Origin of the sequence: Neobacillus sp. C211, from assembly GCF_051842875.1 — a bacterium.
Taxonomy (GTDB): Bacteria; Bacillota; Bacilli; order Bacillales; family Cytobacillaceae; genus Neobacillus.
In genome coordinates this window covers 21,167-43,215 of sequence record NZ_JBPXRO010000024.1, presented here as the reverse complement: position 1 = coordinate 43,215, position 22,049 = coordinate 21,167, and the positions used below count along the sequence as shown (strand labels likewise).

The 22,049-nt window shown below is 37.6% G+C and carries 24 protein-coding genes and 1 other annotated feature; all 24 genes read right to left on the bottom strand.

Going from position 1 to position 22,049, the window contains the following annotated elements:
• Window positions 1-130: 130 nt before the first annotated feature.
• The 24 genes from ACSU6B_RS20380 to murG all read right to left on the bottom strand — a co-directional run bounded on the left by ACSU6B_RS20380 (window position 131) and on the right by murG (window position 21,952).
• Window positions 131-1,444 (bottom strand): solute carrier family 23 protein, encoded by a 1,314-nt coding sequence (locus tag ACSU6B_RS20380; protein ID WP_410888119.1) that lies wholly within the window; start codon window positions 1,442-1,444, stop codon window positions 131-133.
• A gap of 173 nt (window positions 1,445-1,617) precedes the next feature.
• Window positions 1,618-2,160, bottom strand: a complete 543-nt coding sequence (gene pyrR / locus ACSU6B_RS20375) for a bifunctional pyr operon transcriptional regulator/uracil phosphoribosyltransferase PyrR (protein WP_215000273.1) — start codon at window positions 2,158-2,160, stop codon at window positions 1,618-1,620.
• 184 nt (window positions 2,161-2,344) lie between these two features.
• Window positions 2,345-3,256, bottom strand: coding sequence for an RluA family pseudouridine synthase (locus ACSU6B_RS20370; protein WP_410888117.1), 912 nt, complete (start codon window positions 3,254-3,256; stop codon window positions 2,345-2,347).
• Complete coding sequence (lspA, locus tag ACSU6B_RS20365) at window positions 3,228-3,737, bottom strand: signal peptidase II (protein ID WP_251032892.1); 510 nt, start codon at window positions 3,735-3,737, stop codon at window positions 3,228-3,230. Before lspA ends, ACSU6B_RS20370 begins: the two co-directional genes overlap by 29 nt.
• 94 nt (window positions 3,738-3,831) lie before the next feature.
• Window positions 3,832-4,122, bottom strand: a complete 291-nt coding sequence (locus tag ACSU6B_RS20360; protein ID WP_215000269.1) for a hypothetical protein — start codon at window positions 4,120-4,122, stop codon at window positions 3,832-3,834.
• A 145-nt stretch (window positions 4,123-4,267) separates the two neighbouring features.
• Window positions 4,268-7,036 (bottom strand): isoleucine--tRNA ligase, encoded by a 2,769-nt coding sequence (gene ileS / locus ACSU6B_RS20355; RefSeq protein WP_410888115.1) that lies wholly within the window; start codon window positions 7,034-7,036, stop codon window positions 4,268-4,270.
• Window positions 7,037-7,112: 76 nt separating this feature from the next.
• Window positions 7,113-7,355 (bottom strand) — a binding site (T-box leader).
• 49 nt (window positions 7,356-7,404) lie between these two features.
• Complete coding sequence (locus ACSU6B_RS20350; protein ID WP_215000265.1) at window positions 7,405-7,920, bottom strand: DivIVA domain-containing protein; 516 nt, start codon at window positions 7,918-7,920, stop codon at window positions 7,405-7,407.
• 87 nt (window positions 7,921-8,007) lie between these two features.
• Window positions 8,008-8,781 (bottom strand): RNA-binding protein, encoded by a 774-nt coding sequence (locus tag ACSU6B_RS20345; protein WP_410888113.1) that lies wholly within the window; start codon window positions 8,779-8,781, stop codon window positions 8,008-8,010.
• 30 nt (window positions 8,782-8,811) lie between these two features.
• A complete protein-coding gene (locus ACSU6B_RS20340; RefSeq protein ID WP_215000262.1) occupies window positions 8,812-9,075 on the bottom strand; it encodes a YggT family protein in 264 nt (87 codons plus the stop codon).
• A gap of 6 nt (window positions 9,076-9,081) precedes the next feature.
• Window positions 9,082-9,555: a cell division protein SepF gene (locus ACSU6B_RS20335; protein ID WP_410888111.1), complete on the bottom strand. Its 474-nt coding sequence runs from the start codon at window positions 9,553-9,555 to the stop codon at window positions 9,082-9,084.
• Window positions 9,556-9,566: 11 nt separating this feature from the next.
• Window positions 9,567-10,244, bottom strand: coding sequence for a YggS family pyridoxal phosphate-dependent enzyme (locus ACSU6B_RS20330; protein WP_410888109.1), 678 nt, complete (start codon window positions 10,242-10,244; stop codon window positions 9,567-9,569).
• The gene (gene pgeF / locus ACSU6B_RS20325; RefSeq protein ID WP_410888107.1) at window positions 10,241-11,068 is read right to left on the bottom strand and encodes a peptidoglycan editing factor PgeF; all 828 of its coding nucleotides are present in this window, start codon (window positions 11,066-11,068) and stop codon (window positions 10,241-10,243) included. Before pgeF ends, ACSU6B_RS20330 begins: the two co-directional genes overlap by 4 nt.
• Before the next feature lie 71 nt (window positions 11,069-11,139).
• The gene (locus ACSU6B_RS20320; RefSeq protein ID WP_215000655.1) at window positions 11,140-11,409 is read right to left on the bottom strand and encodes a YlmC/YmxH family sporulation protein; all 270 of its coding nucleotides are present in this window, start codon (window positions 11,407-11,409) and stop codon (window positions 11,140-11,142) included.
• A gap of 95 nt (window positions 11,410-11,504) precedes the next feature.
• Window positions 11,505-12,284, bottom strand: coding sequence for an RNA polymerase sporulation sigma factor SigG (sigG, locus tag ACSU6B_RS20315; RefSeq protein WP_026566385.1), 780 nt, complete (start codon window positions 12,282-12,284; stop codon window positions 11,505-11,507).
• Window positions 12,285-12,445: 161 nt separating this feature from the next.
• On the bottom strand, window positions 12,446-13,165 hold the full coding sequence (sigE, locus tag ACSU6B_RS20310) for an RNA polymerase sporulation sigma factor SigE (RefSeq protein ID WP_215000257.1): 720 nt from the start codon (window positions 13,163-13,165) through the stop codon (window positions 12,446-12,448).
• A 44-nt stretch (window positions 13,166-13,209) separates the two neighbouring features.
• Window positions 13,210-14,142 carry a sigma-E processing peptidase SpoIIGA gene (gene spoIIGA, locus ACSU6B_RS20305; protein WP_308162501.1) on the bottom strand — a complete coding sequence of 311 codons (933 nt, stop codon included), beginning with the start codon at window positions 14,140-14,142 and terminating at the stop codon, window positions 13,210-13,212.
• Between the two features lie 320 nt (window positions 14,143-14,462).
• Entirely contained in the window at window positions 14,463-15,599 is a 1,137-nt protein-coding gene (gene ftsZ, locus ACSU6B_RS20300; protein WP_215000255.1) for a cell division protein FtsZ, read from the bottom strand.
• 39 nt (window positions 15,600-15,638) lie between these two features.
• Entirely contained in the window at window positions 15,639-16,937 is a 1,299-nt protein-coding gene (gene ftsA / locus ACSU6B_RS20295; RefSeq protein ID WP_214715978.1) for a cell division protein FtsA, read from the bottom strand.
• Between the two features lie 121 nt (window positions 16,938-17,058).
• Window positions 17,059-17,421 carry a small basic family protein gene (locus tag ACSU6B_RS20290; protein ID WP_215000253.1) on the bottom strand — a complete coding sequence of 121 codons (363 nt, stop codon included), beginning with the start codon at window positions 17,419-17,421 and terminating at the stop codon, window positions 17,059-17,061.
• A complete protein-coding gene (locus ACSU6B_RS20285) occupies window positions 17,421-18,152 on the bottom strand; it encodes a DUF881 domain-containing protein (protein WP_168242717.1) in 732 nt (243 codons plus the stop codon). Before ACSU6B_RS20285 ends, ACSU6B_RS20290 begins: the two co-directional genes overlap by 1 nt.
• 56 nt (window positions 18,153-18,208) lie before the next feature.
• Window positions 18,209-18,919, bottom strand: a complete 711-nt coding sequence (locus ACSU6B_RS20280; RefSeq protein ID WP_251032891.1) for a DUF881 domain-containing protein — start codon at window positions 18,917-18,919, stop codon at window positions 18,209-18,211.
• Window positions 18,894-19,685: a cell division protein FtsQ/DivIB gene (locus ACSU6B_RS20275; protein ID WP_410888103.1), complete on the bottom strand. Its 792-nt coding sequence runs from the start codon at window positions 19,683-19,685 to the stop codon at window positions 18,894-18,896. Before ACSU6B_RS20275 ends, ACSU6B_RS20280 begins: the two co-directional genes overlap by 26 nt.
• Window positions 19,686-19,879: 194 nt before the next feature.
• A complete protein-coding gene (murB, locus tag ACSU6B_RS20270; protein ID WP_410888101.1) occupies window positions 19,880-20,788 on the bottom strand; it encodes a UDP-N-acetylmuramate dehydrogenase in 909 nt (302 codons plus the stop codon).
• A 60-nt stretch (window positions 20,789-20,848) separates the two neighbouring features.
• Window positions 20,849-21,952 (bottom strand): undecaprenyldiphospho-muramoylpentapeptide beta-N-acetylglucosaminyltransferase, encoded by a 1,104-nt coding sequence (gene murG, locus ACSU6B_RS20265; RefSeq protein ID WP_410888099.1) that lies wholly within the window; start codon window positions 21,950-21,952, stop codon window positions 20,849-20,851.
• Between the last annotated feature and the right edge of the window lie 97 nt (window positions 21,953-22,049).

Here is a 22,049-nt window from a genome sequence, read left to right as displayed (position 1 = left end):
AAAAAACACCCTGACCATTGGTTGGTTCAGGGTGTAAGAATTCACGACTTAATCCATGAGACTAAAATCATGGCATCAAGCTTACACCCTTATAAATCTCTCTGGATTTATTTAAAAAGTTGAAACTTTATTATGCAGTTTTCCGCTTTTCAGAGGAGTGATTCTCCTCAAGCATATTTTCTTTAATTGGTTCTTTGCCAGGCAGGATGAGATTTAAGAGAACCCCGCAAATTGCTGCCAATGCCATACCTTGGATTTGCAATGAATCAGATACTTTTATCACAGCGCCACCGATTCCAATCACCAGGATGACAGAAGATATAACAAGGTTCCGCTTGTTTCCAAAATCAATTTTGCTATCAACCAGCATTCGCAACCCTGAAGATGCAATAATTCCGAAAAGCAGAATCGAAACTCCGCCCATAACCGGTGTTGGAATGGTCCCGATTAAGGCCGTTATTTTTCCAATAAAACCAAAGATGATAGCGAAGACTGCTGCACCAGCAATGACATATACACTGTATACTCGTGTAATGGCAAGGACACCAATGTTTTCACCATAAGTTGTTTTGGGTGGGCCGCCAACCAAGGCAGAAATAATTGTTGCTGTTCCATCACCAAGAATCGAGCGGTGCAAGCCGGGTTCTTTAATATAATCACGACCCACTACTTTACTTAGTACTAACTGGTGTCCGATATGTTCCGATAAAGTTACAATTGCAACTGGAACCATTAACAGGACTAAATCCCAAGTGAATTTTACTTTATAACTTACAAATGGAAGGATAAATTCAGGCATTTCAAACCACTTAGCATCTAATACTGGTGTGAAATCGACGATTCCAACTAATAGTGCATAGATATATCCCACAATAATCCCTGCTAAGATAGGAATCATGCTTAAGATTTTTTTTGCATAGATCGAGAAAATAATCGTCGCTGCCAAGGTAACAAGTGCGACGGAGAAATGAAGCAAGCTGTACTTGCCAGTCGCTGGATTATTCATTGCCATATTCACCGCAGTTCCAGATAGAGCTAATCCGATAACAATGATAACTGGGCCGACAACAATTGGCGGCAGCAGGTTCATGATCCAGCGGTGCCCCGCCTTGCTTATGACAAGTGCAACAATTCCGTAAACTAATCCTGCGAGAAAAGTACCGACCATCGCACCCCCAGGGCCACCTGCTGCTTTGGCAGCAATGACAGGTGCGATAAAGGCAAAGGATGAACCCAGATAAGCCGGAACCTTGAATTTAGTTATTATTAAAAACGCCAATGTTCCAAGTCCACTTGAAATAAGTGCAATCGCGGGGCTCAAACCCACCAGGTAGGGAACAAGTATTGTTGCACCGAACATAGCAAACAAATGCTGTAAGCTTAATGCTATCCATTGAAATGGTTTTGGAATCTCTTTTACGTCTAAGATAGGCTTATTGTTCATTAGGATTTCCCCCATATGATATACTGCTTTACTTTAGTATCTATTTTTTTCATAAAAAAAACCCTCCTAGCCGTTAAAGGTACAAAGAGGGTATGGAAATGCCTTAATGAAGTCTCATGTTGGCATATTCCCCTTTGTCAGCCTCACAGGACTAAATTTAAAAGGGTAGCTATTTATTTTTCAAAGATACTTACTTGATCAACCTTATCCACTTCGGCTAACTCAACAACGATTTTTTCGTCACTTGAGGTTGGGATATTTTTCCCTACATAATCTGCCCGGATTGGGAGTTCACGATGTCCTCGGTCGACTAATACCGCAAGTTGGATAACTGATGGGCGTCCTATATCCATTAAGGCATCCAGCCCAGCTCTAACTGTTCTTCCCGTATATAAAACATCATCAACAAGAATTACTTTTTTATTATTTATACCAACCGGAATAACTGAGCCTTTAACAAGTGGCTCTTGACTTTCCGTCTTCTTTGTTAAATCGTCTCGATAAAGGGTAATATCTATCTCACCTATAGCAATCGACTTGCCCTCAATCTCTTCAATTTTTGCTGCAAGTCGATCCGCAAGATAGATGCCTCTCGTCCGAATACCAACCAGAATGCAGTCCTCAATACCTTTGTTTTTTTCAATAATTTGGTGGGCAATTCTAGTCAGCGCTCTACCGATAGCTTGTTCATCAAGGACAACAGCTTTTTGGTTCATATTACACCTTCTTCTTTAGTAAAAGTAAAAAACCTCTCACCCAATTCTGGTGAGAGGTTAACTAGTTAATTCATAGATATGGACATAGTACGCCCATAATCTTAACCGTTTCCTTCTCAGCCTCTCGGGACTGTTTTAAAGGCTTATTAAGCTAAAATCATCTTACTTTAAATAAACAACTATGTCAACGATTATTTCGAAGCTGTGTTAGCAACAATTCGATATCTTCTGGAAGCGGCGCTTCAAATTCTAAATATTCGTTAGTTCTCGGGTGGTTAAATCCAAGCACACCTGCATGCAAGGCTTGTCCTTCTATGTCCAGTGTTTTTTTCGGTCCATATTTTGGATCACCAGCGAGAGGATAGCCAATATATTTCATATGAACTCGAATTTGGTGTGTTCGACCAGTTTCTAATTGGCACTCTACAAAAGTAAAGTCTTTAAACCGTTCAATCACATGGAAATGAGTGACGGCATGTTTTCCGTGGTCAACAACTGTCATGCTTTGGCGGTCTTTTGTATCCCTGCCTAGCGGAGCATCAACAGTTCCAAAGTCATGTGGAATGACACCATGGACAATCGCATTATATTTACGAGTGACAGTTTTAGCCACCAATTGATTGACAAGGCTTTCGTGAGCCATATCATTTTTGGCCACCATCAACAGCCCAGTAGTATCTTTATCAATCCGGTGAACAATCCCGGGTCTTAATACACCATTAATACCCGATAAATCCTTACAGTGGAACATTAAACCATTGACTAATGTCCCTGACAAATGCCCTGGTGCCGGATGAACAACCATCCCTCTTGGTTTATTTACAACCAATACATCTTTATCTTCATAAAAAATTTCTAAGTTTAGATCTTCAGGTAAAACATCTAGTTCTTCTGGATCTGGTATTGTGATCTCAATTTTATCATTTGTGCTGCATTTATAATTGGTTTTAATCTGTTGTCCGTTCACAAGGACATTACCTTCTTTTATCCATTGCTGTACTTGTGTTCGGGACCATTCTTCATCAAAGCTTGAGATCACCTTATCAATCCGATCTCCTTTTTGCTCCTCAAGAATGGTGTGTTCCATTTTCTCCATATGATTTCTCCTTTGATTCTCTCTCTTCTAGCAACATTTGAATCATTAACATGATGACACCGATCACTAAAGCTGAGTCTGCGATATTAAAGACTGGGAAATTATAGCCAAAAACATACGTATGAATGAAGTCGACAACTTCCTTACGAATCACACGGTCAATAAAATTGCCTATGGCACCTCCGAGCATTAATGCTAACGATAACCCTAGCAGCCATTTTCCTTTTACTGCTTTGTATAGATAATACATAATAGCAACTATTACAATGACAGTAATTACATAAAAAAGCCACATTTGACCTTGTAATATCCCCCATGCTGCTCCACGATTACGATGAGAAGTAATATAGAAAATTTTATCAATGATGGTAATACTTTCTCCTAGATACATGTTGCTTACAATTAACCATTTCGTAATTTGATCTAATAAAATAACAAAAAGAGCGATTAAGTAATAAAACACTAAGAAATACCTCCACATCAACCTAGACTTGCGATTCTAGGCGCTTTCGCTTTTCATACTTCTTAAGCATTTTAGCATACTTTTTCGCTAAACGAAAATGGAACATTATTAATTAGGAATGGTAAATTGATTTTTTGAAGTAACTTTCCAAATACTCTGAGTCTCTTTGTGATTTTAAGGTGGGAATCATCTTTAATAAATCAGCGGATAAAAATTCACCGGAAATTTCACATTGCCCAAAATTCCCATTTTCTAACTTTTGGATTGCTGTAATAGTATCTGACAATTCCTCTTCCAAAATGGTTGTAAACCAATTTTTTCCTTGTTTATTTTTTAACGAATATTCGATTTCTTCTTTCGTTTGACGGAGTTCAAAGAACAGCTTTTCCTGCGATGCATTCATAGTTGTTACCTCCGTTACTCATTTTTCTTATTATTTCCGTCATCAATTACTTAACTCGGAAAAACATTTGACAACAACTACAACAATTAACGGAGAAGGAAAAAATTAAAAGCCCTGTACATTTTTGCACAGGGCTTCACTTTATTTATGCTAAATGGGTATAGTTTTCTTTTACTACGTCCGCACAACGGTTGCAAAGTGTGGAATGTTCTGGATTTTGACCTACTTCCGGTGTAACAATCCAGCAACGCTCACATGTTTCTCCCTCAGCTTTCGTAATAACAATGGATGCAGTTTCTAACTTCACCGCATGTTCAGGTGCTTCCTCATATGTTCCAGCTACTTCGAAGCCTGAGATAATAAACAACTGTTTCATATTTTCATCAATAGAATCTAATAGCTGTCTCGATTTTTCATTAACATACAGGGTTACTTTTGCGGTTAACGATTTACCAATCACCTTTTGATTACGGGCTTCTTCAAGTGCTTTTAACACATCATCACGCAGATTCATGAATTCAGTCCACTTTTCTTCCAAAGCATTTGCATTGCTCAACTCCTGGTATTCTGGAAGGTCAGTCAATTGAACACTTTCTTCTGTTACAGATGGAATGAATTTCCACACCTCATCAGCTGTATGGGACAGAATTGGCGAAACCAACTTAGTTAAAGCGAAAAGTGATTCATATAAAACTGTCTGGATCGCACGACGCTCATGATTATCTGTTGCCTCAATATAAAGGACATCTTTTGCAAAATCTAGATAGAATGAACTTAAATCAAGGGTACAGAAATTATTAATCGCATGATAAATACCTGCAAATTCATAGTTTTCATAGGCATTACGAACATTTTTAATCAGCTTATTTAATTTAACAAGCATGAATTGATCGACTTCCCGTAGATTTTCATAAGGAACTCTATCTGCAGGGGTAAAGTCTGCTAAATTCCCCAATAAGAATCGGAAAGTATTTCGAATTTTACGATACACTTCAGCAACCTGTTTCAAAATAGCATCGGAAACACGAACATCTGCTTGATAATCAACGGAAGCAACCCAAAGGCGTAAGATATCTGCGCCTAATTGATTCATCACTTTTGCAGGGATCACTACATTCCCGATTGATTTACTCATCTTTCTACCTTCACCGTCAAGAGCAAAGCCATGGCTTAATACTCCTTTATACGGTGCTTCACCTGTCACAGCTACCGCAGTTGATAATGACGAGTTAAACCAGCCACGATACTGATCAGAGCCTTCAAGATAAAGGTCGGCAGGTCGAACTAAATCATCTCTTTCAAGTAACACTGCTTGATGTGAGGAACCTGAATCAAACCACACGTCCATGATATCCGTTTCCTTTGTAAATGTTCCGTTTGGACTTCCTTGATGGGTAAAGCCCTCCGGAAGTAAATCTTTTGCCTCACGTTCAAACCAAATATTAGAACCATACTCACGGAATAAATCTGAAACATGATTGATCGTTTCATCAGTGATGATTTCTTCCCCATTTTCTGCATAAAAAACAGGAATTGGTACCCCCCAGACACGTTGACGGGAAATACACCAGTCCCCACGGTCACGCACCATATTAAATAACCGCGTTTCACCCCAAGCAGGAATCCACTTGGTTTCCTTCACCGCATCGAGTAATTCATTACGGAAATCCTTAATAGAAGCAAACCACTGGGCTGTAGCACGGAAGATAACCGGCTTCTTCGTTCTCCAGTCGTGAGGATAAGAGTGAGTTATAAACGAAAGCTTAAGTAGTGCACCTGCATCTTCTAATGCTTGTGTAATTGGTTTATTAGCTTTATCGTAAAATAATCCTTCAAAGCCCGGTGCTTCACTTGTCATCACGCCTTTATCATCTACAGGGCATAATACTTCTAAACCGTATTTTTGACCTACATGGAAGTCATCTTCCCCGTGGCCTGGTGCTGTATGAACGCATCCAGTACCGGCATCAGTTGTTACATGTTCACCTAACATGACCAATGAATCACGACCATATAGAGGATGGATGGCAAGAATATGCTCTAATTCATTTCCTTTTACCTTCTGAATAACTGTTGCTTCTTCCCAGCCAATTACCTTCGAAACTTCTTCCAGAAGAGCTTCAGCAACTAGGTATTTGTTTTCATTTGCAGATACCACTACATAAGTTAAATCAGGATGCACTGAAATTCCTAAGTTTGCAGGAATTGTCCATGGAGTAGTCGTCCAGATAATAATTTGGGTTTCCGTGTCAAGGACACCTTTACCATCCTTTACCATAAAGCCCACATAAATGGATGCAGACTTTTTATCCTGATATTCAATCTCTGCTTCTGCAAGTGCTGATTCACTTGAAGGGGACCAATAGACAGGCTTAAGACCTTTATAAATATAACCCTTTTTGGCCATTTCACCGAAAACCTTAATTTGTTGTGCTTCATATGCTGGGTTAAGAGTAATATAAGGATTTTCCCAGTCACCACGGACACCAAGACGTTTAAATTGTTCACGTTGATTATCAATTTGTTCAAGAGCATATTTTGTACAAAGTTGACGGAATTCTGCAACCGTCATTTCTTTGCGTTTCACTCCCTTATTGGTTAACGCCTGCTCAATAGGGAGTCCATGTGTATCCCAGCCAGGTACGTATGGTGCATGATAACCACTCATAGATTTATAACGGACAATCATATCTTTTAAAATTTTATTAAGGGCATGGCCCATATGGATATCACCATTTGCATACGGAGGACCATCATGTAAAACAAACATAGGACGTCCTTTGGTCCGTTCCTGGACTTTTTTATAAATATTCATCTCTTCCCATTTTGCCTGAATCTCAGGTTCTCTTTGTGGAAGATTACCACGCATCGGAAATTCAGTTTGCGGCATTAATAACGTATTTTTATATTCCATCTTTTCTTCCTCCTGTAATCCTCTTCATATAACAAAGAATAGCCAATAGACAAACAAAAAAACCCTCTCATCCCAAAATAGGGACGAGAAGGTTTTTTTCCCGCGGTACCACCCTGATAAATAGTACGAAATAATCGTTCTACCCTCTTAAACATTCGTAACGTGAATAACACGCCTAAGCCTACTATCCTTAAAGAAGGAGGTTCGACCTGGAACTCGAGGGTGATTTTCCAATTTCCAACTTTACCGGGCTTCCACCACCCCCGACTCGCTTTTAAAAAGCCATAGAAAATTGTACTTTCCCTTTCATCGTCATTGACCATTCTTTATAACTGTTAAGAAATTATATGCTAAAAAAACGCATTTCGTCAAGCTAATGAATCTTCTTCTTGATGAACTTTTAGCTCTGTCGCATCAACCTCATACTCTAATAAGTGATCCCAATCATCCGTGTTCAACATATCAAGCTGAGCTTCAATCAACATTTTAAACCGAGTTCGGAATACTTTGGATTGTTTTTTTAAATCCTCGATTTCAAGAGCAATTTTCCTTGCTTTTGAAAGTGAATCATTGACAATTCGATCCGCGTTTTTCTCTGCTTCCTTAATGATTAACTTCGCTTCCTTTTGGGCATTACGTTTTACATCTTCCCCAGCTTCTTGAGCAATGATGATTGATTTATTCAGAGTATCCTCAATAGTAACAAAATGACCAAGACGCTCATTCATATCGTTTAAGCGTTCTTCCATTTCTTTTTTCTCTCTGAGTACTAATTCATAATCTTTGATGACTTGATCGAGAAATTCGTTCACTTCATCTTCATCATATCCTCTAAAACCCTTATTAAACTCTTTATTATGAATATCCAACGGTGTTAACGGCATTGATGCCACCTCCATACAATCTCTAATTCTATATGTATAAGCAATTATTCGACAACATTCTTCGAATTTCCTTCTTTACTTATGTAGTTATTTTTGTTTTCCGACATTTATTCGCCATTTTTCTTTTTTTGTTTTCCCTTCGATGGCGAGAATTTTTGCTCTTCCGTATCCTCTAACTGAAATCATATCACCAACATCGCATTCAAATGAAGGATTTTCGGTTAATGTCCAATTCACTTTCACGAGCCCTTGTTGAATAAGAAGTTGTGATTTTTGCCGTGATACATGATAAATACCTGAAATTACAGTATCCAATCGTAGTGAAGATACTGTTAAATCACTATCGACCAATAATTCATTGGTACGGATGGCATTCTCGATATCGGTTTCAGTTAGTTTAACGCCAGCCCTGCCAATTGTTTCGACATTAGTTTTTATATAGTCGCTTATTTCCTTTGCAGCGAAAAATTGGCATTTATCATCCTTATTGAGGATATCACCAAATTTCCCTCGCTTTAGCCCTAAAGACATTAACGTACCCAATACCTGTCGATGTTCGATCGTGACGAACTTGGTTGGATAATGGATTTCAAAAAGACTGATTTGAAATTCTTCTTCCGTGGCGGTTAGATAATCTGGAAAGATTAAGGCTCTTTTTCGTTCAACATCCGGGCTGCCGCCAAAAAGTTTATAATTTACTTGGCCATGTTCACCAATTAATATTTTTAGAATATGCTGTTCCCTTGGATCAAGAAAATCTGTTAACTTAGGAGTATATTGCGTCTCGACATAATCCTTCCAATTTAACACTTGGTCAATATATTCTCGTTCTTCTGGCCGGAAATGCTGGTAAATATTCATTTTTCAAAACACAACCTAGTTTCAGTATTCTTATGCAAGCCAGCGATATACACTGCCTAAACCACTGCTCGCGAAGTTTAAAACAAGAAATCCAACAATAGGTGATATATCCATCATACCAAGAGGTGGGATGATTTTTCTAAATGGCTCTAAATAAGGTTCACAAACTTTTGCTAAAAATTGACCAATTGAGGACTCTCTAGCATTTGGAAACCAGGACATTAAAATATAAATAATTAATGCCCACGAATAAACTTGAATTAACTGTTGTAATAAACTAAATACAAATGCCATTTAACATTACCACCTCATATTTTGATTATCAAAGTCAGGAATCAGATCGGATATATTTCCTGACACCTCAACATTATCAGGAGTACATAAAAATATACTTAAACCAATTTTTTGAATGTCACCCCCGAGGGCATAGACAACTCCGCTTAGAAAATCAACAATTTGCCTGCCTTGTTCACTATCAATCCGCTGCAGGTTCACTACAACTGCCCGGCGATTTTTTAAATGGTCTGCAATATCAGTTGACTCAGAATATGTACGTGGTTCAACTAATATTACCTTGGATGACTTTGATGAAGTGGTAGTTTTTTGGACGCTTTGCAAGCTAACAACATTTTGGTTTTTTACCACTGGCAGATGCTGTTGTTGTTGCTTTTGCTTTACAGGAGCCGGTTCAACTGTTTGTGCATAATCATCATTAGTATCATCATATTCATCATCTAAAAAGAAAAATGTTTTTAATTTTGATTTAATCGTCATTATCTTCTCTCCTAACCATCTTCACCAACAAGAGCTGTGCCTATTCTTACCATTGTTGACCCTTCTTCAATAGCAATTACATAATCATTAGACATACCCATCGAAAGCTCTGTGCATGGGGCATAATCCAAATTTAGGGCTTGAACTTGATCGCGAAGTTCTCTTAATTTGCGAAAACATTCTCGAATTTGGTCTTCATCATCCGTTAATGGTGCCATTGTCATTAAACCTTCCACGCTAATCCTCTCAAATTTGCGAAGTGATTCAATAAAGACTATCGCATCTTCAGGACTTAAGCCGTGCTTAGATTCTTCTCCAGAGACGTTGACTTGAACCAGGCATTTTACCTTTTGTTCTGCTCGTTTATTGATTTCTTCTGCAAGAGAAATCCGATCCAAAGAATGAATATATTCAACTATATTAATTATATTTTTTACTTTTCGCGTCTGAAGCGAACCAATGTAATGCCAATTAGGCTTGTCCTTAAGAACTTCCCACTTATGAAGGAGCCCCTCATCACGATTTTCACCTAAATTTATGATGCCAGCTTGTAATGCTTCAATAGCTCTCTCCGTACTAACATATTTCGTAACGCCTATCACTTTCACCTCTTCAGGGTCCCGCTCTACTCGATGGCATGTCTCAATAATTTGTTGTTTTATTTGTTCAAACTTTACTGCAACCCTCATAAACTTTTCGTAGTCTCCTTCCAGCCAATAAAACTTACCATTCTTCCTGTCCTACCTTGATCACGTCGGTGGGAAAAAAACTCTTTATCACAACTAGAACAAAATCCAGTCATCTGAATATTAATATCAGGTACACCTGAATTGACAATAATTTGTCTGTTTACTTCACGTAAATCTAAAGAGTATTGGCCATCATTAATTAAATTATAGGGTAATGTTTCGACATCTACTAGTGTATTTTCAACTAAATTTATAACACGCTGATCAACAATATAACATTTTTCACAAATTGATGGGCCAATTGCCACAAAAATCTGTTGGGGATTAATTCCTTCTCTTCCCCATGCATTTATCATTTCCTTGGCAATTTGACCAACGGTCCCTTTCCAGCCAGCATGAGCAATTCCAATCATCCTTGATTCAGGTGCAATAAAAAAAAGAGGGACGCAGTCGGCAAAGCAAAGCGATAAAAGAATACCCTCCTCATTCGTATAAAAACCATCAGTGTCTTTAAAAGAATCTTCATAGGATTTTGACCCTTTACCTCGATCTGCTTTTGAAATTTTCTTAAGATGAATACCATGTGTTTGTTCTGCCCCAACCCAGGTGTTTAGAGGAAACTTCAGAAGTTCAGAAACTTTTCCTCGGTTGATGCAAACATCGCTTCTGTCATCTCCAACATGAAAGCCAAGGTTTAGGGTTTCGTAATTCCCTTTACTCTCTCCTCCATTTTTGGTTGTCATACCCGCAGCCAAACCAGGAAATTGCCTTATCCAGCTTTCTATTGAAAAAAATGACTCATTCTTTAAAACAAAGGGTTCCATTACCATACCTCTTTTGTTTTTTTCTATAGTTTACCATGAAATGAAAAAATGGTCACCGCAAATAACTATTGTCAAACCTCTGTTTCCGCTGGAAATCTCTCTTCATTTCCTTTATACCTTACCAAAATTACGTCCTGACCAATTTTAATGATATTTTTCCACGGAATAACCACGTCATCATCTTTTCCAAAAAAGCCAAGTACTCTGCCGCTGCCACTAATCACGACGGCATCAATTTTACCTGTGGTTAAATTGATCTCTATATCACCTATATTACCAAGCCTTTTTCCGTCTGATACATTAACCACATCTTTTATTTGGAATTCGGAAATTTTCACCATCATCTCTCACTCCCAATTTTATTACTATAGAAAATATATGATTGTTGATATCATTTTAGTAAAAAGAATAAAAATAAAGCTGCCCAAAGGACAGCTTAACTTTGAATATTTTTATTCATTTGTCTTATGGCCGCTTTCTCTAGTCGAGAAACCTGAGCTTGAGATATCCCGATTTCATCCGCGACTTCCATTTGTGTTTTTCCTTGAAAAAATCGTTTACGTAAAATTAATTTTTCACGATCGTTTAACCTTCGCATTCCTTCTTTTAAAGCAATTTCTTCAATCCAGTGGATATCTTTATTTTTCTCGTCGCTTAATTGGTCCATTACATAAATTGGGTCGCCGCCATCATTATAAATTGGCTCGAAAAGGGACACTGGGTCCTGTATGGCATCAAGGGCGAACACGATTTCTTCGTGTGGAACTTCTAAGACCTTTGCAATTTCTTCTGCAGTGGGTTCACGTGAAGTTTCGCTCATCAATCGCTCCCTTACTTGGAGGGCCTTATAAGCTATATCCCTCAAGGACCTTGAAACGCGAATTGGATTATTATCACGTAGATACCTTCGAATTTCTCCAATAATCATTGGTACGGCATAAGTCGAAAACTTTACGTTTTGACCTAAATCAAAGTTATCGATTGATTTCATCAGTCCAATACAGCCAACCTGAAACAGGTCGTCAACAAACTCGCCTCGATTGTTAAATCGTTGAATGACACTTAATACGAGTCTTAAATTACCGTTGACGAGCTTTTCTCTGGCATAAATATCGCCCTCTTGCATTTGCTTGAAGAGTATTCTCATTTCTTCATTTTTTAATACAGGAAGTTTTGCTGTGTCCACACCGCAAATTTCAACTTTATTTCGAGTCAATCCTTTTCCCTCCTCACAGGAGTTGCTGTACAAAAAACAGTATTTCCTTGAGGAGGAAAAATATGCACTTATCCACGATGGTGGACAAGTGCATATTTGTCGAAAAATGTAATTAAGTCGCGAAATTCTTAGGTTTTTCGAATGAAAAAAATTTTCTTTTCTTAAACCATCTTATTAAATTCTTTTCTTAGTCTTTTTATGATTCTTTTTTCTAATCTTGATATATAGGATTGGGAAATTCCCAGCATGTCAGCTACGTCTTTTTGGGTTTTTTCTTCCCCGTTGGTCAGACCAAACCGAAGCTCCATTATTTGTTTTTCACGGTCTGTAAGCTGATGCAGTGCTTTTGTTAATAACTTTCGGTCCACATTGGCCTCTAGGTCTTTTGTGATAATATCATCATCTGTTCCTAATACATCAGATAATAAAAGCTCATTTCCATCCCAATCAATGTTCAAAGGTTCATCAAAGGAAACCTCTGATCTGATCTTATTATTACGTCGTAAGTACATGAGAATCTCATTCTCGATACATCTAGAGGCGTATGTAGCAAGTTTTATTTTTTTCTCAGGATTAAAGGTATTTACGGCTTTAATCAATCCAATGGTCCCGATACTAATTAAATCCTCGATATTAATACCTGTATTCTCAAATTTTCTAGCAATATATACAACTAGACGGAGATTACGTTCAATTAATATCGACCTTGCGGCTTTATCACCACCAGGTAGTTTTTTTAACAATAACTCTTCTTCATCTTTACTCAAAGGAGGCGGTAATGCTTCGCTGCCACCAATATAATAAACTTCATCCGTTTTTAAGCCCAATTTCATTAATAGTTTATACCAGTAGTAGGATAAGCGAATCCTCCATTTTTTCATGCGTGTTCCTCCTTCTAAAATATGTTTTTCTGAGTATAGTAATATTAACTCACCTTAACGGTTTCAGTTTGCTGTTTATGCCCAGTTAGCATTTTTGGATGAACAATACATTGAAATGCATCCTCACTAGAGAGTTGCTTTATTGTAAAAGATACAAGGCCTTTTTCACATAGATACTGAGTGCCGTTATGTTCGATCAATATGCTTTCAGGTTTAACCGCTATAATAAGCTGATGCTCTTGTCCGATCACGCGAGTAGGGATGATCCTAAGCCTGCTTTGCCATTCCTCTGGGATTTCTCCACTCCCTTTTAAAAGTATTTCTGGATCATCCGCCAGTTTCTGTATCGTTTCTGGGATTGTATCTAGTTGGTTTTTAATTGAGACGAACATAACAGGAAGCTTTGACAACGGATCATAAAGTTGGTTTCCACTATCCACTAATCCTTTAAAAGTAAGTGTTTCATTGTCAATTTGCACGGTTACTTTAACAATTTGATCAAATTGAATTTTGGTCATCTCCATACTTTCTACATTTTTTCTTGAGAAATGCCAGGCAACCGGAAAACCAATAAGAACGAATACCCAACTAATTGGGTCTCCAAAACCTTTTACACTGGTCATTAGGACCTTAGTTGTCAATTCAGAGTCATATTGAATAAAATAATGTGCCCCCATTAATGCCCCGCCAATTAAAAAAGTTGAAACATATAGCGTCATTAAGGCTTTAATGAAAAAAGTCATTCGCTTATACCCAAAGGTAATTAACACCATCAAGATTGAAAACATGAATTTTGAAATTGGATGGCTTGTATAGACATTTAATGGTGTAAATGATAATAAAATTATCATTGAACCAATAAATCCGCCGGCAAGTAGTCTCCCTAATTTAATTTCTCTTTTTAGAAAAATAGCTGTTAAATACAGAAGCAGGCTATCAAAAAACAAATTTAGTGCCCAAATCACATCTAAATAAATAGTCAGGCGAGCTTCCTCCCTTTAAATTGTCAGCTTTTCCTTTCTGTTTACGAAAAAGTATAACGTACTTGCATGGCTGAAGTGTGTCACTTTCTGTAATCAAAAAAACAGAATTTTCCACTATTCACAACGGATTTTGTCAGATAGATTTTGTTGCAATAAATAAAAGCTCTGTATACTGCCTGTTGATTTCCGCTCCAGGCACTTCGCTTTCCGCTCCAATTAACATAGTGTCAAAATCAACAATGAGCTTTAACATCACCTAAATAAAAAAAGACATGACCCATAATTGGCCATGCCTTTCTTAGATGATTCGTTATTTATCTTCTCCGATTACGGTTACGTAAGAAGGTTGGAATATCCAAAGTTTCTTCTTGGGAAACTTGGGTGTGTCGAACGGGTTCTTGCTGAACCTCTTCGCGTTTTGGCTGCTCTCTCTTAACATTGCCAATTGTCGGCTTGGTTTGTCCAAAAGTAGGACGAGTTGCTTTTGGCTGCATGCTTTCTTCTTTAAAGCCTGTTGCGATGACTGTAACAATAATTTCTTCTTTAAGCGTTTCATTGATAACAGAACCAAAAATCATATTTACTTCCTGGTCAGATGCGGTTGCTACAATATCGGCAGCTTCTTGAACTTCGTAAAGACTTAAGTTTGTGCCACCTGTAATGTTCATAAGTACTCCTTGTGCTCCATCAATAGAGGTTTCTAATAAAGGAGAACTAATTGCTTTCTTAGCGGCTTCAGCTGCACGATTTTCACCGGCAGATACACCAATACCCATTAACGCTGAACCCTTATTAGACATAATTGTTTTTACGTCTGCAAAGTCCAAGTTAATTAGACCAGGGACAGCAATTAAATCTGATATACCTTGTACACCCTGCCTGAGGACATTGTCTGCTTCACGGAAAGCTTCAAGCATTGGCGTACTTTTGTCAACGATTTCTAGAAGACGATCATTAGGAATCACAATTAGTGTATCTACAGCTTCCTTCATCGCACCGATTCCGCCTGATGCTTGACCTGATCGTTTTTTACCTTCAAATGTAAACGGACGTGTGACAACACCCACCGTCAATGCACCTAAGTCACGGGCAATCTGAGCAATAACTGGTGCAGCACCAGTTCCTGTTCCTCCACCCATTCCAGCTGTAACAAATACCATATCTGCTCCGCTTAATGCAGCTTCAAGCTGTTCTTTACTTTCTTCTGCTGCTTTCTTTCCCACATCAGGATTAGCACCTGCACCTAGTCCACGAGTAAGTTTTGCGCCAATCTGCATCTTAACTTCTGCTTTAGAAAGATTTAATGCTTGAGCATCAGTATTTACAGCGATAAATTCTACCCCTTGAACGCCATGTTCAATCATTCGGTTTACCGCGTTATTACCACCGCCGCCTACACCGATTACTTTTATTGTTGCAAGAGAATCTAAATTTGTATCAAATTCTAACATGACAATCCTCCTAATTCGTCGCTTCCCTTTTTGATTTTCCTATTCAAAAAAGTAACCAAGGAATTTTTTTACTTTTGATGACATCTTTTCTTCCGGATGTTTTTCTACTTTTGCTTTAGGTTGTTGTTGTTGTTGTTTTGGTACTCTCTTTTCTACAGGTTCAGAAATAGTCGATGAACCAATGGTACCACCTGGTAATCTAGCATTCTTGTAGGCATATTTAATTAAACCGACAGCTGTAGTATATTGAGGTTCTCTCACACCAATATAGTCAGGGACGGCAATCCGTACTCGATTTTGTAAAATCACCTGGGCAAGTTCTAGAACACCTTGCATATTAGCCATGCCGCCAGTTAAAACATAACCGCCAGGAAGATCACTTAATCCTAGGCGTTTCATTTCGTGTAAAACTAGTTCAAAAATTTCTTCCATTCTTGCTTCAATAATATCAGATATCTCAAGCTGATTAAATTGTTGATGCTGATCACTGCCGATTATTGGTACACTGAATACTTCATCCTCTGAAGCCTCATCATAAAATGCGTGTCCATGTTTTACTTTGATTTTTTCTGCATCTTCTGTCGAAGTCCGTAACCCTACAGAAAGATCTTTCGTGATATAATCTCCGCCAACTGGAATGACACTCGTTTGTGTGATAAATCCTTCTTCGAAAACAGCGATCGTTGTAGATCCTCCACCAAGGTCAATAAGAGCTACCCCGAGGTTCTTCTCATCCTTTGACAAAGCATAATCTCCTGCAGCCAAAGGCTGAAGGACAATGTCTACAATCTCAAGTCCAGCGCGTTCTACACAGCGAAGTGTATTAATGATGATCGATTTGGATCCGGTAATGAGTGTTCCATCCATTTCCAAGCGAACCCCAATCATACCGCGGGGATCATTAATTTCATCTTTTCCATCCAGTATAAATTGTTTTCGAATAACGCCAATGTTCTCTCTCTCAGGCGGGATTGAACCAACGTGGGATGCTTCAATAACACGAATGACATCCTCATTCGTTATCTCTCGGTTTTGGCTTGAAACAGCTACAATACCATGACATTGTTGAAGCATAACATTGTTTCCAGAAATGCCAACCACCACATCTCTGATTTCCATCCCAATCATTCTTTCTGCTTGCTCAATTGCCCTTCTAATCGAATGAACGGTGTCGTCCATGTCCACTATCGACCCTTTGCGCAATCCTTCGGATTGCACATTTCCAACACCAATTATATTTAACGAGTCTTTACCCGAGTCATTGACCATTTCACCAATGATAACTTTCACACTGGATGTACCGATGTCAAGACTAACATATATTTCATTGCTGTTCATTCTTTGGCACCTCCTTTAGATTTCCTTAAGTTGAACAACAACTATTTTTTTTGTTCAATAAAAGTTTCCATAGTAATATTTAAATTATTCGTCACAACTATATGATTCCCTTTAAAAAATTTCAATTTTTTTCTACTTTTTCTTTGCTTGTTGACCATTTCGTCAATATTATTCGCCTTATTACGGCAATATTCTGAAATAATCTGACACCAAACGCGAAAACTGCCGCTAAATACAAGTCTACACCAAGATGAACACCGAGAAAAGCTAAACTTGCAGCTAGCATTATATTAAAAAAGAATCCTGAAACAAACACTTTTTCATCATATATATTTTGCAGGTATGCCCTGATGCCGCCGAAAAGTGTGTCGAATGCCGCTAAGACAGCAATCGACAAATAATTGGAATATTCTTCAGGTATTCGAATCTCCGTTAACAAACCAAGTATGATTCCAATTATTAATCCAATGAATGGAAGCCACATTAAGAATCGCCTCCTTCTTTTGTCGGTTCCATGTATCGGATACGAATGGAATTATCATAGGCAGGTACCGTTACGTTCGGATTTGGTTTTGAAATGGAAAGTCTGAGATTTTCAATAAAAAATTCTTCCGTAGATTTAGATACTTTCATCCGATTGTATAATTTTTCAGCTGTATTATTATCATCTACACCCACGATAACTTCTATCGGCAAACTATTAATTGTATGTCCATCGATCTTTGTTTCCCGATTGATGTCTCGAATGACAGTCGTATTAATAATTCTTCGTCCATCAATCGCAACATATTTTGCTTCGTACATATTCAATTCATTAAGTAATCTTTTTAAAAGTTCTGGTGAAACCACCCTATTAACTGGAGTACCCGGCTTTATTTCTTCGATTACTGGTTCAATATGTAAGGTAATTCCTGGAACAGTAATTTTGGATAATCCAGCTTCAATCTTTAATTCATCTAATGTATCCTTTAAAGCTTGTTCCTTACTTTGTTTTCGCTTAGATTCATATGCTGCCAGCTTTTCTTCATTTGAACGAATTTCACTTAATAAATTGGATTGAAGTTCTTTTTCTTTAAGTAACGCTTCACGAAGCTGCCAAATATCGCGTGTGTCACGTTCAGCAGGTTTTTTTACTGTTTGAAATTGGATTGCAATCATGAAACCGACCAAAATTGCTATTAATGTAAAACTTGCATTAATTTTTTGGTTGTCCACCTTTTTTCACCTAACCTTTTATATAATCATCCCGTGGACACTACTCCTGAAAATGGCTAACTTCCTAGAATTGGATTTAGGACAATTTCATCATTTTTTTCTAATGTAAAAACAATATTATCGTTCACTAGTTGATCCTTAACCCCTCCAACTAAGTTTATTGATGATGAAAGGACGTCAGGGTCTCCGATTGCTGTAATAATAAATGGTGCTGGATGTTCAATTCCATCCACAGTAATAACCGGTCCATTACAAATAATATAAGAATGACTTGTCAGCCTTTGCCCATTTATAGCAACAGCTGCTGCTCCTGATATATATAGTTCATTCACCACTTTAAATACATGGTGTTCATGAACAAGATAATTATTAATATTGTCTTCTTTTGGATCGTAGGCACCGTCAGTGAGAGTAATCTTAACCCCTTTACCCTGTACCTTCACCTTCCCTAAGAACATACGATATTTTTCGGCATCCTCAGCAAGATTAAGAAAGACCTGTGCTTCCTTTGAGAGGTCTTTTTCATTTTTTAGAACCAAATCTTGTTTTTGATGTAACTCCTTTTGCAGTTCTCGATTACTCTTTTCTTCTTCAATTAATTGATTTCTTAATGCAAGTGTCTTTTCCCACTGTTTACCCGATACATTCGGCTTCTCATTTTTATTTTCTATTTGCGTCAAATGATAAGAAAAGGCAATCATAAATCCTAATACAAGGCAGACGAGGGACAAGATAACATGTTTACCCTTCACCTTTATCTTGCTCAACTTCTTTTTCCTCCCCTTCTGTTTCAAAAGCCTTAAAGTAAGATCCAACTTCTAAGTCAATAATTCCCTTTTTGTTAGGATCTAATTGGGAGATAATTGAGGGATAATGCACCATTTTTTCTGAAAAACTTCTTAATGTCGCACTCACCTCGAATCCATCATTCATAAATAAGGATATATGAAATGGATCTGTTTTCTTGGGAGTATAATGGATTTCAGAGATCGAGTTTGTAATTTCTCTAGGAAGTTTTTCTAACTCTTTAACCAATTGATTGAGGGCTACCCCTTCTTTAAACTCAAATAAAATTGGAGAATTAACAGGAATTTTATTTGCTTCTTGATTTTTTAAAATTTTCCCATTATCCATAACTGGAAGGAAATTATTCCCTTGTTTTAGATAGGCAATTCTTTTATATTCTTTTACTTGAATAATAACTGTACTAGGCCAGTGAATCTGAATTTCAGCTTTTTTGATCTCGGATAATCGCTGTAATTTTACAATGGTTTCGTCCTTCTTTATTTTCCAAATATTCGTATTATTCGAAAGGCCGCTCTGACTGACTAATTCTTCAGCGGAATACACTCCATTGCCTTTTATTGTTATCGTCTTTACATGACTTAATGGTGATTGTGAGTAGGCGATAACTACTATCATTGTAAAAAACAGAATTAACAGGAGCACAAGGCGTCTATTCGCTTTTCGTCGTCTTTGCTCTTTAAGTTGAGGGATACGATCCTCGAGAGCAACGATTTTACCTTTTTCCATTTATTATTCCTCCAAATAAAAAGCAGCTGCCTCAGGAATAGCTAACTAAGCCTGTCCAAACATTCGATAGTGTTACCTTGAAAAGAGAAACAACGGCACGAAAAATCATGCCGTCAGTTACTTTTCGAGGTTTCACCTATAATATTATCAGTAATTATAACACAATATTTGTCATTCGTACGATTATTTCTTTCTTATTTCCGTCCGATTATTTCTACCTCTGTTTCCATTTTTACATTATAAAGGCTGTAAATGGTATCCTTTACATGCTGAATTAAGGCAAGCACATCTGCTGCAGTAGCATTTCCAGCATTTACTATAAAATTCCCATGCATTTCCGATATTTTTGCACCGCCAATACTATATCCCTTTAACCCAGCATCTTCTATTAATTTTCCTGCGTAATTCGGAAGCGGGTTCCTGAATATACTGCCAGCACAGGGAAAATTCCATGGTTGGGTATCTTTTCGATAATCCTTATTCTTGATCATTTGTGATACAATGACTGCTTTATCACCTTCGACAAGTTGAAATGCAGCTTCTACAACAATGCCTGGTCTAATTTTCTGTAAGACAGATGTTCTATACGAAAATTTCATTTCGTCATTCGAAAGCCACTCCATCGTCCCATCTTCAAATAAAATATGAGCCCTTGTCAGTATTTTGCTAATATCTGAGCCGTGTGCACCAGCATTCATATAAACAGCACCGCCAACAGATCCAGGGATTCCACTGGCAAATTCTAATCCGGCCATCCCTTTCTTGCTAATAAGTGTAGCCAAACTTATCAGGGAATGTCCGCCTCCTACTGTAATCTCTGAGCCATTAATTTTAAGTCCATCCACTCCAGAGCCAAGTTTAATTACCGCTCCTTCGATTCCTTTGTCAGAGACTAAAAGATTAGAACCTCTGCCAATCGCCCGCCAATTTAAGCTGTGTTTTTTCACCAACCCCATCACCTGTTTTAAATTTTCAACTGATGAAGGTTCAATAAAAAGATCAGCAGGACCGCCGATTTTGATTGTGGTATGGTTGACAAGAGGTTCACTTATTTTCACTTTTCCTATATTTGAATATTGCAATTCCGTTATTATTGCGTCCATATTTACCACCTATCTTTCGAAGATGCATTTATTTCAGTTTATGCTAAAAACAATTTTGGGCTACCTTTGATTTGTTTTTACAAGCTCTTGCATTAAGGAATACAGTCTAATAGCTGAATCAGGCACACCCATTTTTTTAGCTTTTAGCTTCATTTCCTTTAAATTTTCATTATTTAAGAGAATACGATCGATGTGGTTCACAAGACTTTTATTATTTAAATCTTTTTCTAATAGTAATTCTGCCGCACCATGGTCACTTAAAGATTTAGCGTTTTTCTCTTGATGATTATTTGTAACATACGGGCTAGGAATAAGAATGCTTGGAATACCGAGCGAGGTAATCTCTGCTAGTGTCGTTGCTCCTGCTCTTGAAACGACTAGATCAATCCCCGCAAGAACCTCTGGCATATTATGAATAAATGGCTTAATTACTACATTTTTAGGGTTTCCAATTAGATCTACTTCTTTTTTAACATCCTCAAAATGTACGTCTCCTGTAATATAAAGAATTTGATATGGCTTTTCTGCCAATTCCCCAAATGCCTTTACAACAGCCTCATTAATTGGCCTGGCACCACGGCTGCCGCCAAAGATTAAAACTGCTGGTATCGTTGTACTAAGCCCAGCAGCAAGACGTCCTCGAATCCCATCCTTGCCAATTACTTCGGATGCACGAGGATTACCTGTGAAAACAGTCTTCTCTTTCGGAAAGAATTCTTTGGCTTCTTCAAAACAAATCGCAATTTTATTTACATAACGGCTTAAAAATTTATTAGTAAGTCCAGGAACACTATTTTGTTCGTGGATAATCGTTGGGATACCGAGCTTTGACGCAGCATATACAACAGGTCCGCATACATATCCGCCTGTTCCAATGACAATATCAGGTTTGAACTCTTTTAACATTCTTTTACTGTCTTTGACTCCTTTTAGAAAACGTAGGACAGTTCTTATATTTTCAAAGGAAAGCTTTCTTTGAAAACCAGTAATATGAATAGCTTTAAAAGAAATATTCTCCATCGGAACTAGCTTACTTTCCAAACCATTTTTAGTCCCAATATATAAAAATTGTGCATCTCTATTCTGTTTCTGAATTTCTCGAATTAGTGCGAGAGCAGGATAGATATGTCCGCCAGTCCCTCCACCGCTAACAACTATTTTCATTTTTCCACCTCATTAACTATTTAACACCTGATTGCCATAACTATCTTACTATAAAAACGAACGAAATAATGCATATGAAAAAAGAATGTTATCTAAT

What these genes read in the sequence shown, in the direction of transcription:
- murB (WP_410888101.1), bottom strand. Translation starts at nt 20,788, where the DNA reads ATGGACGCAATAATAACGGAATTGCAATATTCAAATATAGGAAAAGTG.
- ACSU6B_RS20335 (WP_410888111.1), bottom strand. Translation starts at nt 9,555, where the DNA reads ATGACGATTAAATCAAAATTAAAAACATTTTTCTTTTTAGATGATGAA.
- ftsZ (WP_215000255.1), bottom strand. Translation starts at nt 15,599, where the DNA reads ATGTTAGAATTTGATACAAATTTAGATTCTCTTGCAACAATAAAAGTA.
- murG (WP_410888099.1), bottom strand. Translation starts at nt 21,952, where the DNA reads ATGAAAATAGTTGTTAGCGGTGGAGGGACTGGCGGACATATCTATCCT.
- ACSU6B_RS20350 (WP_215000265.1), bottom strand. Translation starts at nt 7,920, where the DNA reads ATGCCGTTAACACCGTTGGATATTCATAATAAAGAGTTTAATAAGGGT.
- ACSU6B_RS20275 (WP_410888103.1), bottom strand. Translation starts at nt 19,685, where the DNA reads ATGGAAAAAGGTAAAATCGTTGCTCTCGAGGATCGTATCCCTCAACTT.
- pyrR (WP_215000273.1), bottom strand. Translation starts at nt 2,160, where the DNA reads ATGAACCAAAAAGCTGTTGTCCTTGATGAACAAGCTATCGGTAGAGCG.
- ACSU6B_RS20320 (WP_215000655.1), bottom strand. Translation starts at nt 11,409, where the DNA reads ATGGTGAAAATTTCCGAATTCCAAATAAAAGATGTGGTTAATGTATCA.
- ACSU6B_RS20345 (WP_410888113.1), bottom strand. Translation starts at nt 8,781, where the DNA reads ATGAATATTTACCAGCATTTCCGGCCAGAAGAACGAGAATATATTGAC.
- pgeF (WP_410888107.1), bottom strand. Translation starts at nt 11,068, where the DNA reads ATGGAACCCTTTGTTTTAAAGAATGAGTCATTTTTTTCAATAGAAAGC.
- ACSU6B_RS20330 (WP_410888109.1), bottom strand. Translation starts at nt 10,244, where the DNA reads ATGAGGGTTGCAGTAAAGTTTGAACAAATAAAACAACAAATTATTGAG.
- ACSU6B_RS20360 (WP_215000269.1), bottom strand. Translation starts at nt 4,122, where the DNA reads ATGAATGCATCGCAGGAAAAGCTGTTCTTTGAACTCCGTCAAACGAAA.
- ftsA (WP_214715978.1), bottom strand. Translation starts at nt 16,937, where the DNA reads ATGAACAGCAATGAAATATATGTTAGTCTTGACATCGGTACATCCAGT.
- ileS (WP_410888115.1), bottom strand. Translation starts at nt 7,036, where the DNA reads ATGGAATATAAAAATACGTTATTAATGCCGCAAACTGAATTTCCGATG.
- sigE (WP_215000257.1), bottom strand. Translation starts at nt 13,165, where the DNA reads ATGAAAAAATGGAGGATTCGCTTATCCTACTACTGGTATAAACTATTA.
- ACSU6B_RS20290 (WP_215000253.1), bottom strand. Translation starts at nt 17,421, where the DNA reads ATGTGGCTTCCATTCATTGGATTAATAATTGGAATCATACTTGGTTTG.
- ACSU6B_RS20340 (WP_215000262.1), bottom strand. Translation starts at nt 9,075, where the DNA reads ATGGCATTTGTATTTAGTTTATTACAACAGTTAATTCAAGTTTATTCG.
- ACSU6B_RS20370 (WP_410888117.1), bottom strand. Translation starts at nt 3,256, where the DNA reads ATGGAGAAAATGGAACACACCATTCTTGAGGAGCAAAAAGGAGATCGG.
- ACSU6B_RS20380 (WP_410888119.1), bottom strand. Translation starts at nt 1,444, where the DNA reads ATGAACAATAAGCCTATCTTAGACGTAAAAGAGATTCCAAAACCATTT.
- lspA (WP_251032892.1), bottom strand. Translation starts at nt 3,737, where the DNA reads ATGTGGAGGTATTTCTTAGTGTTTTATTACTTAATCGCTCTTTTTGTT.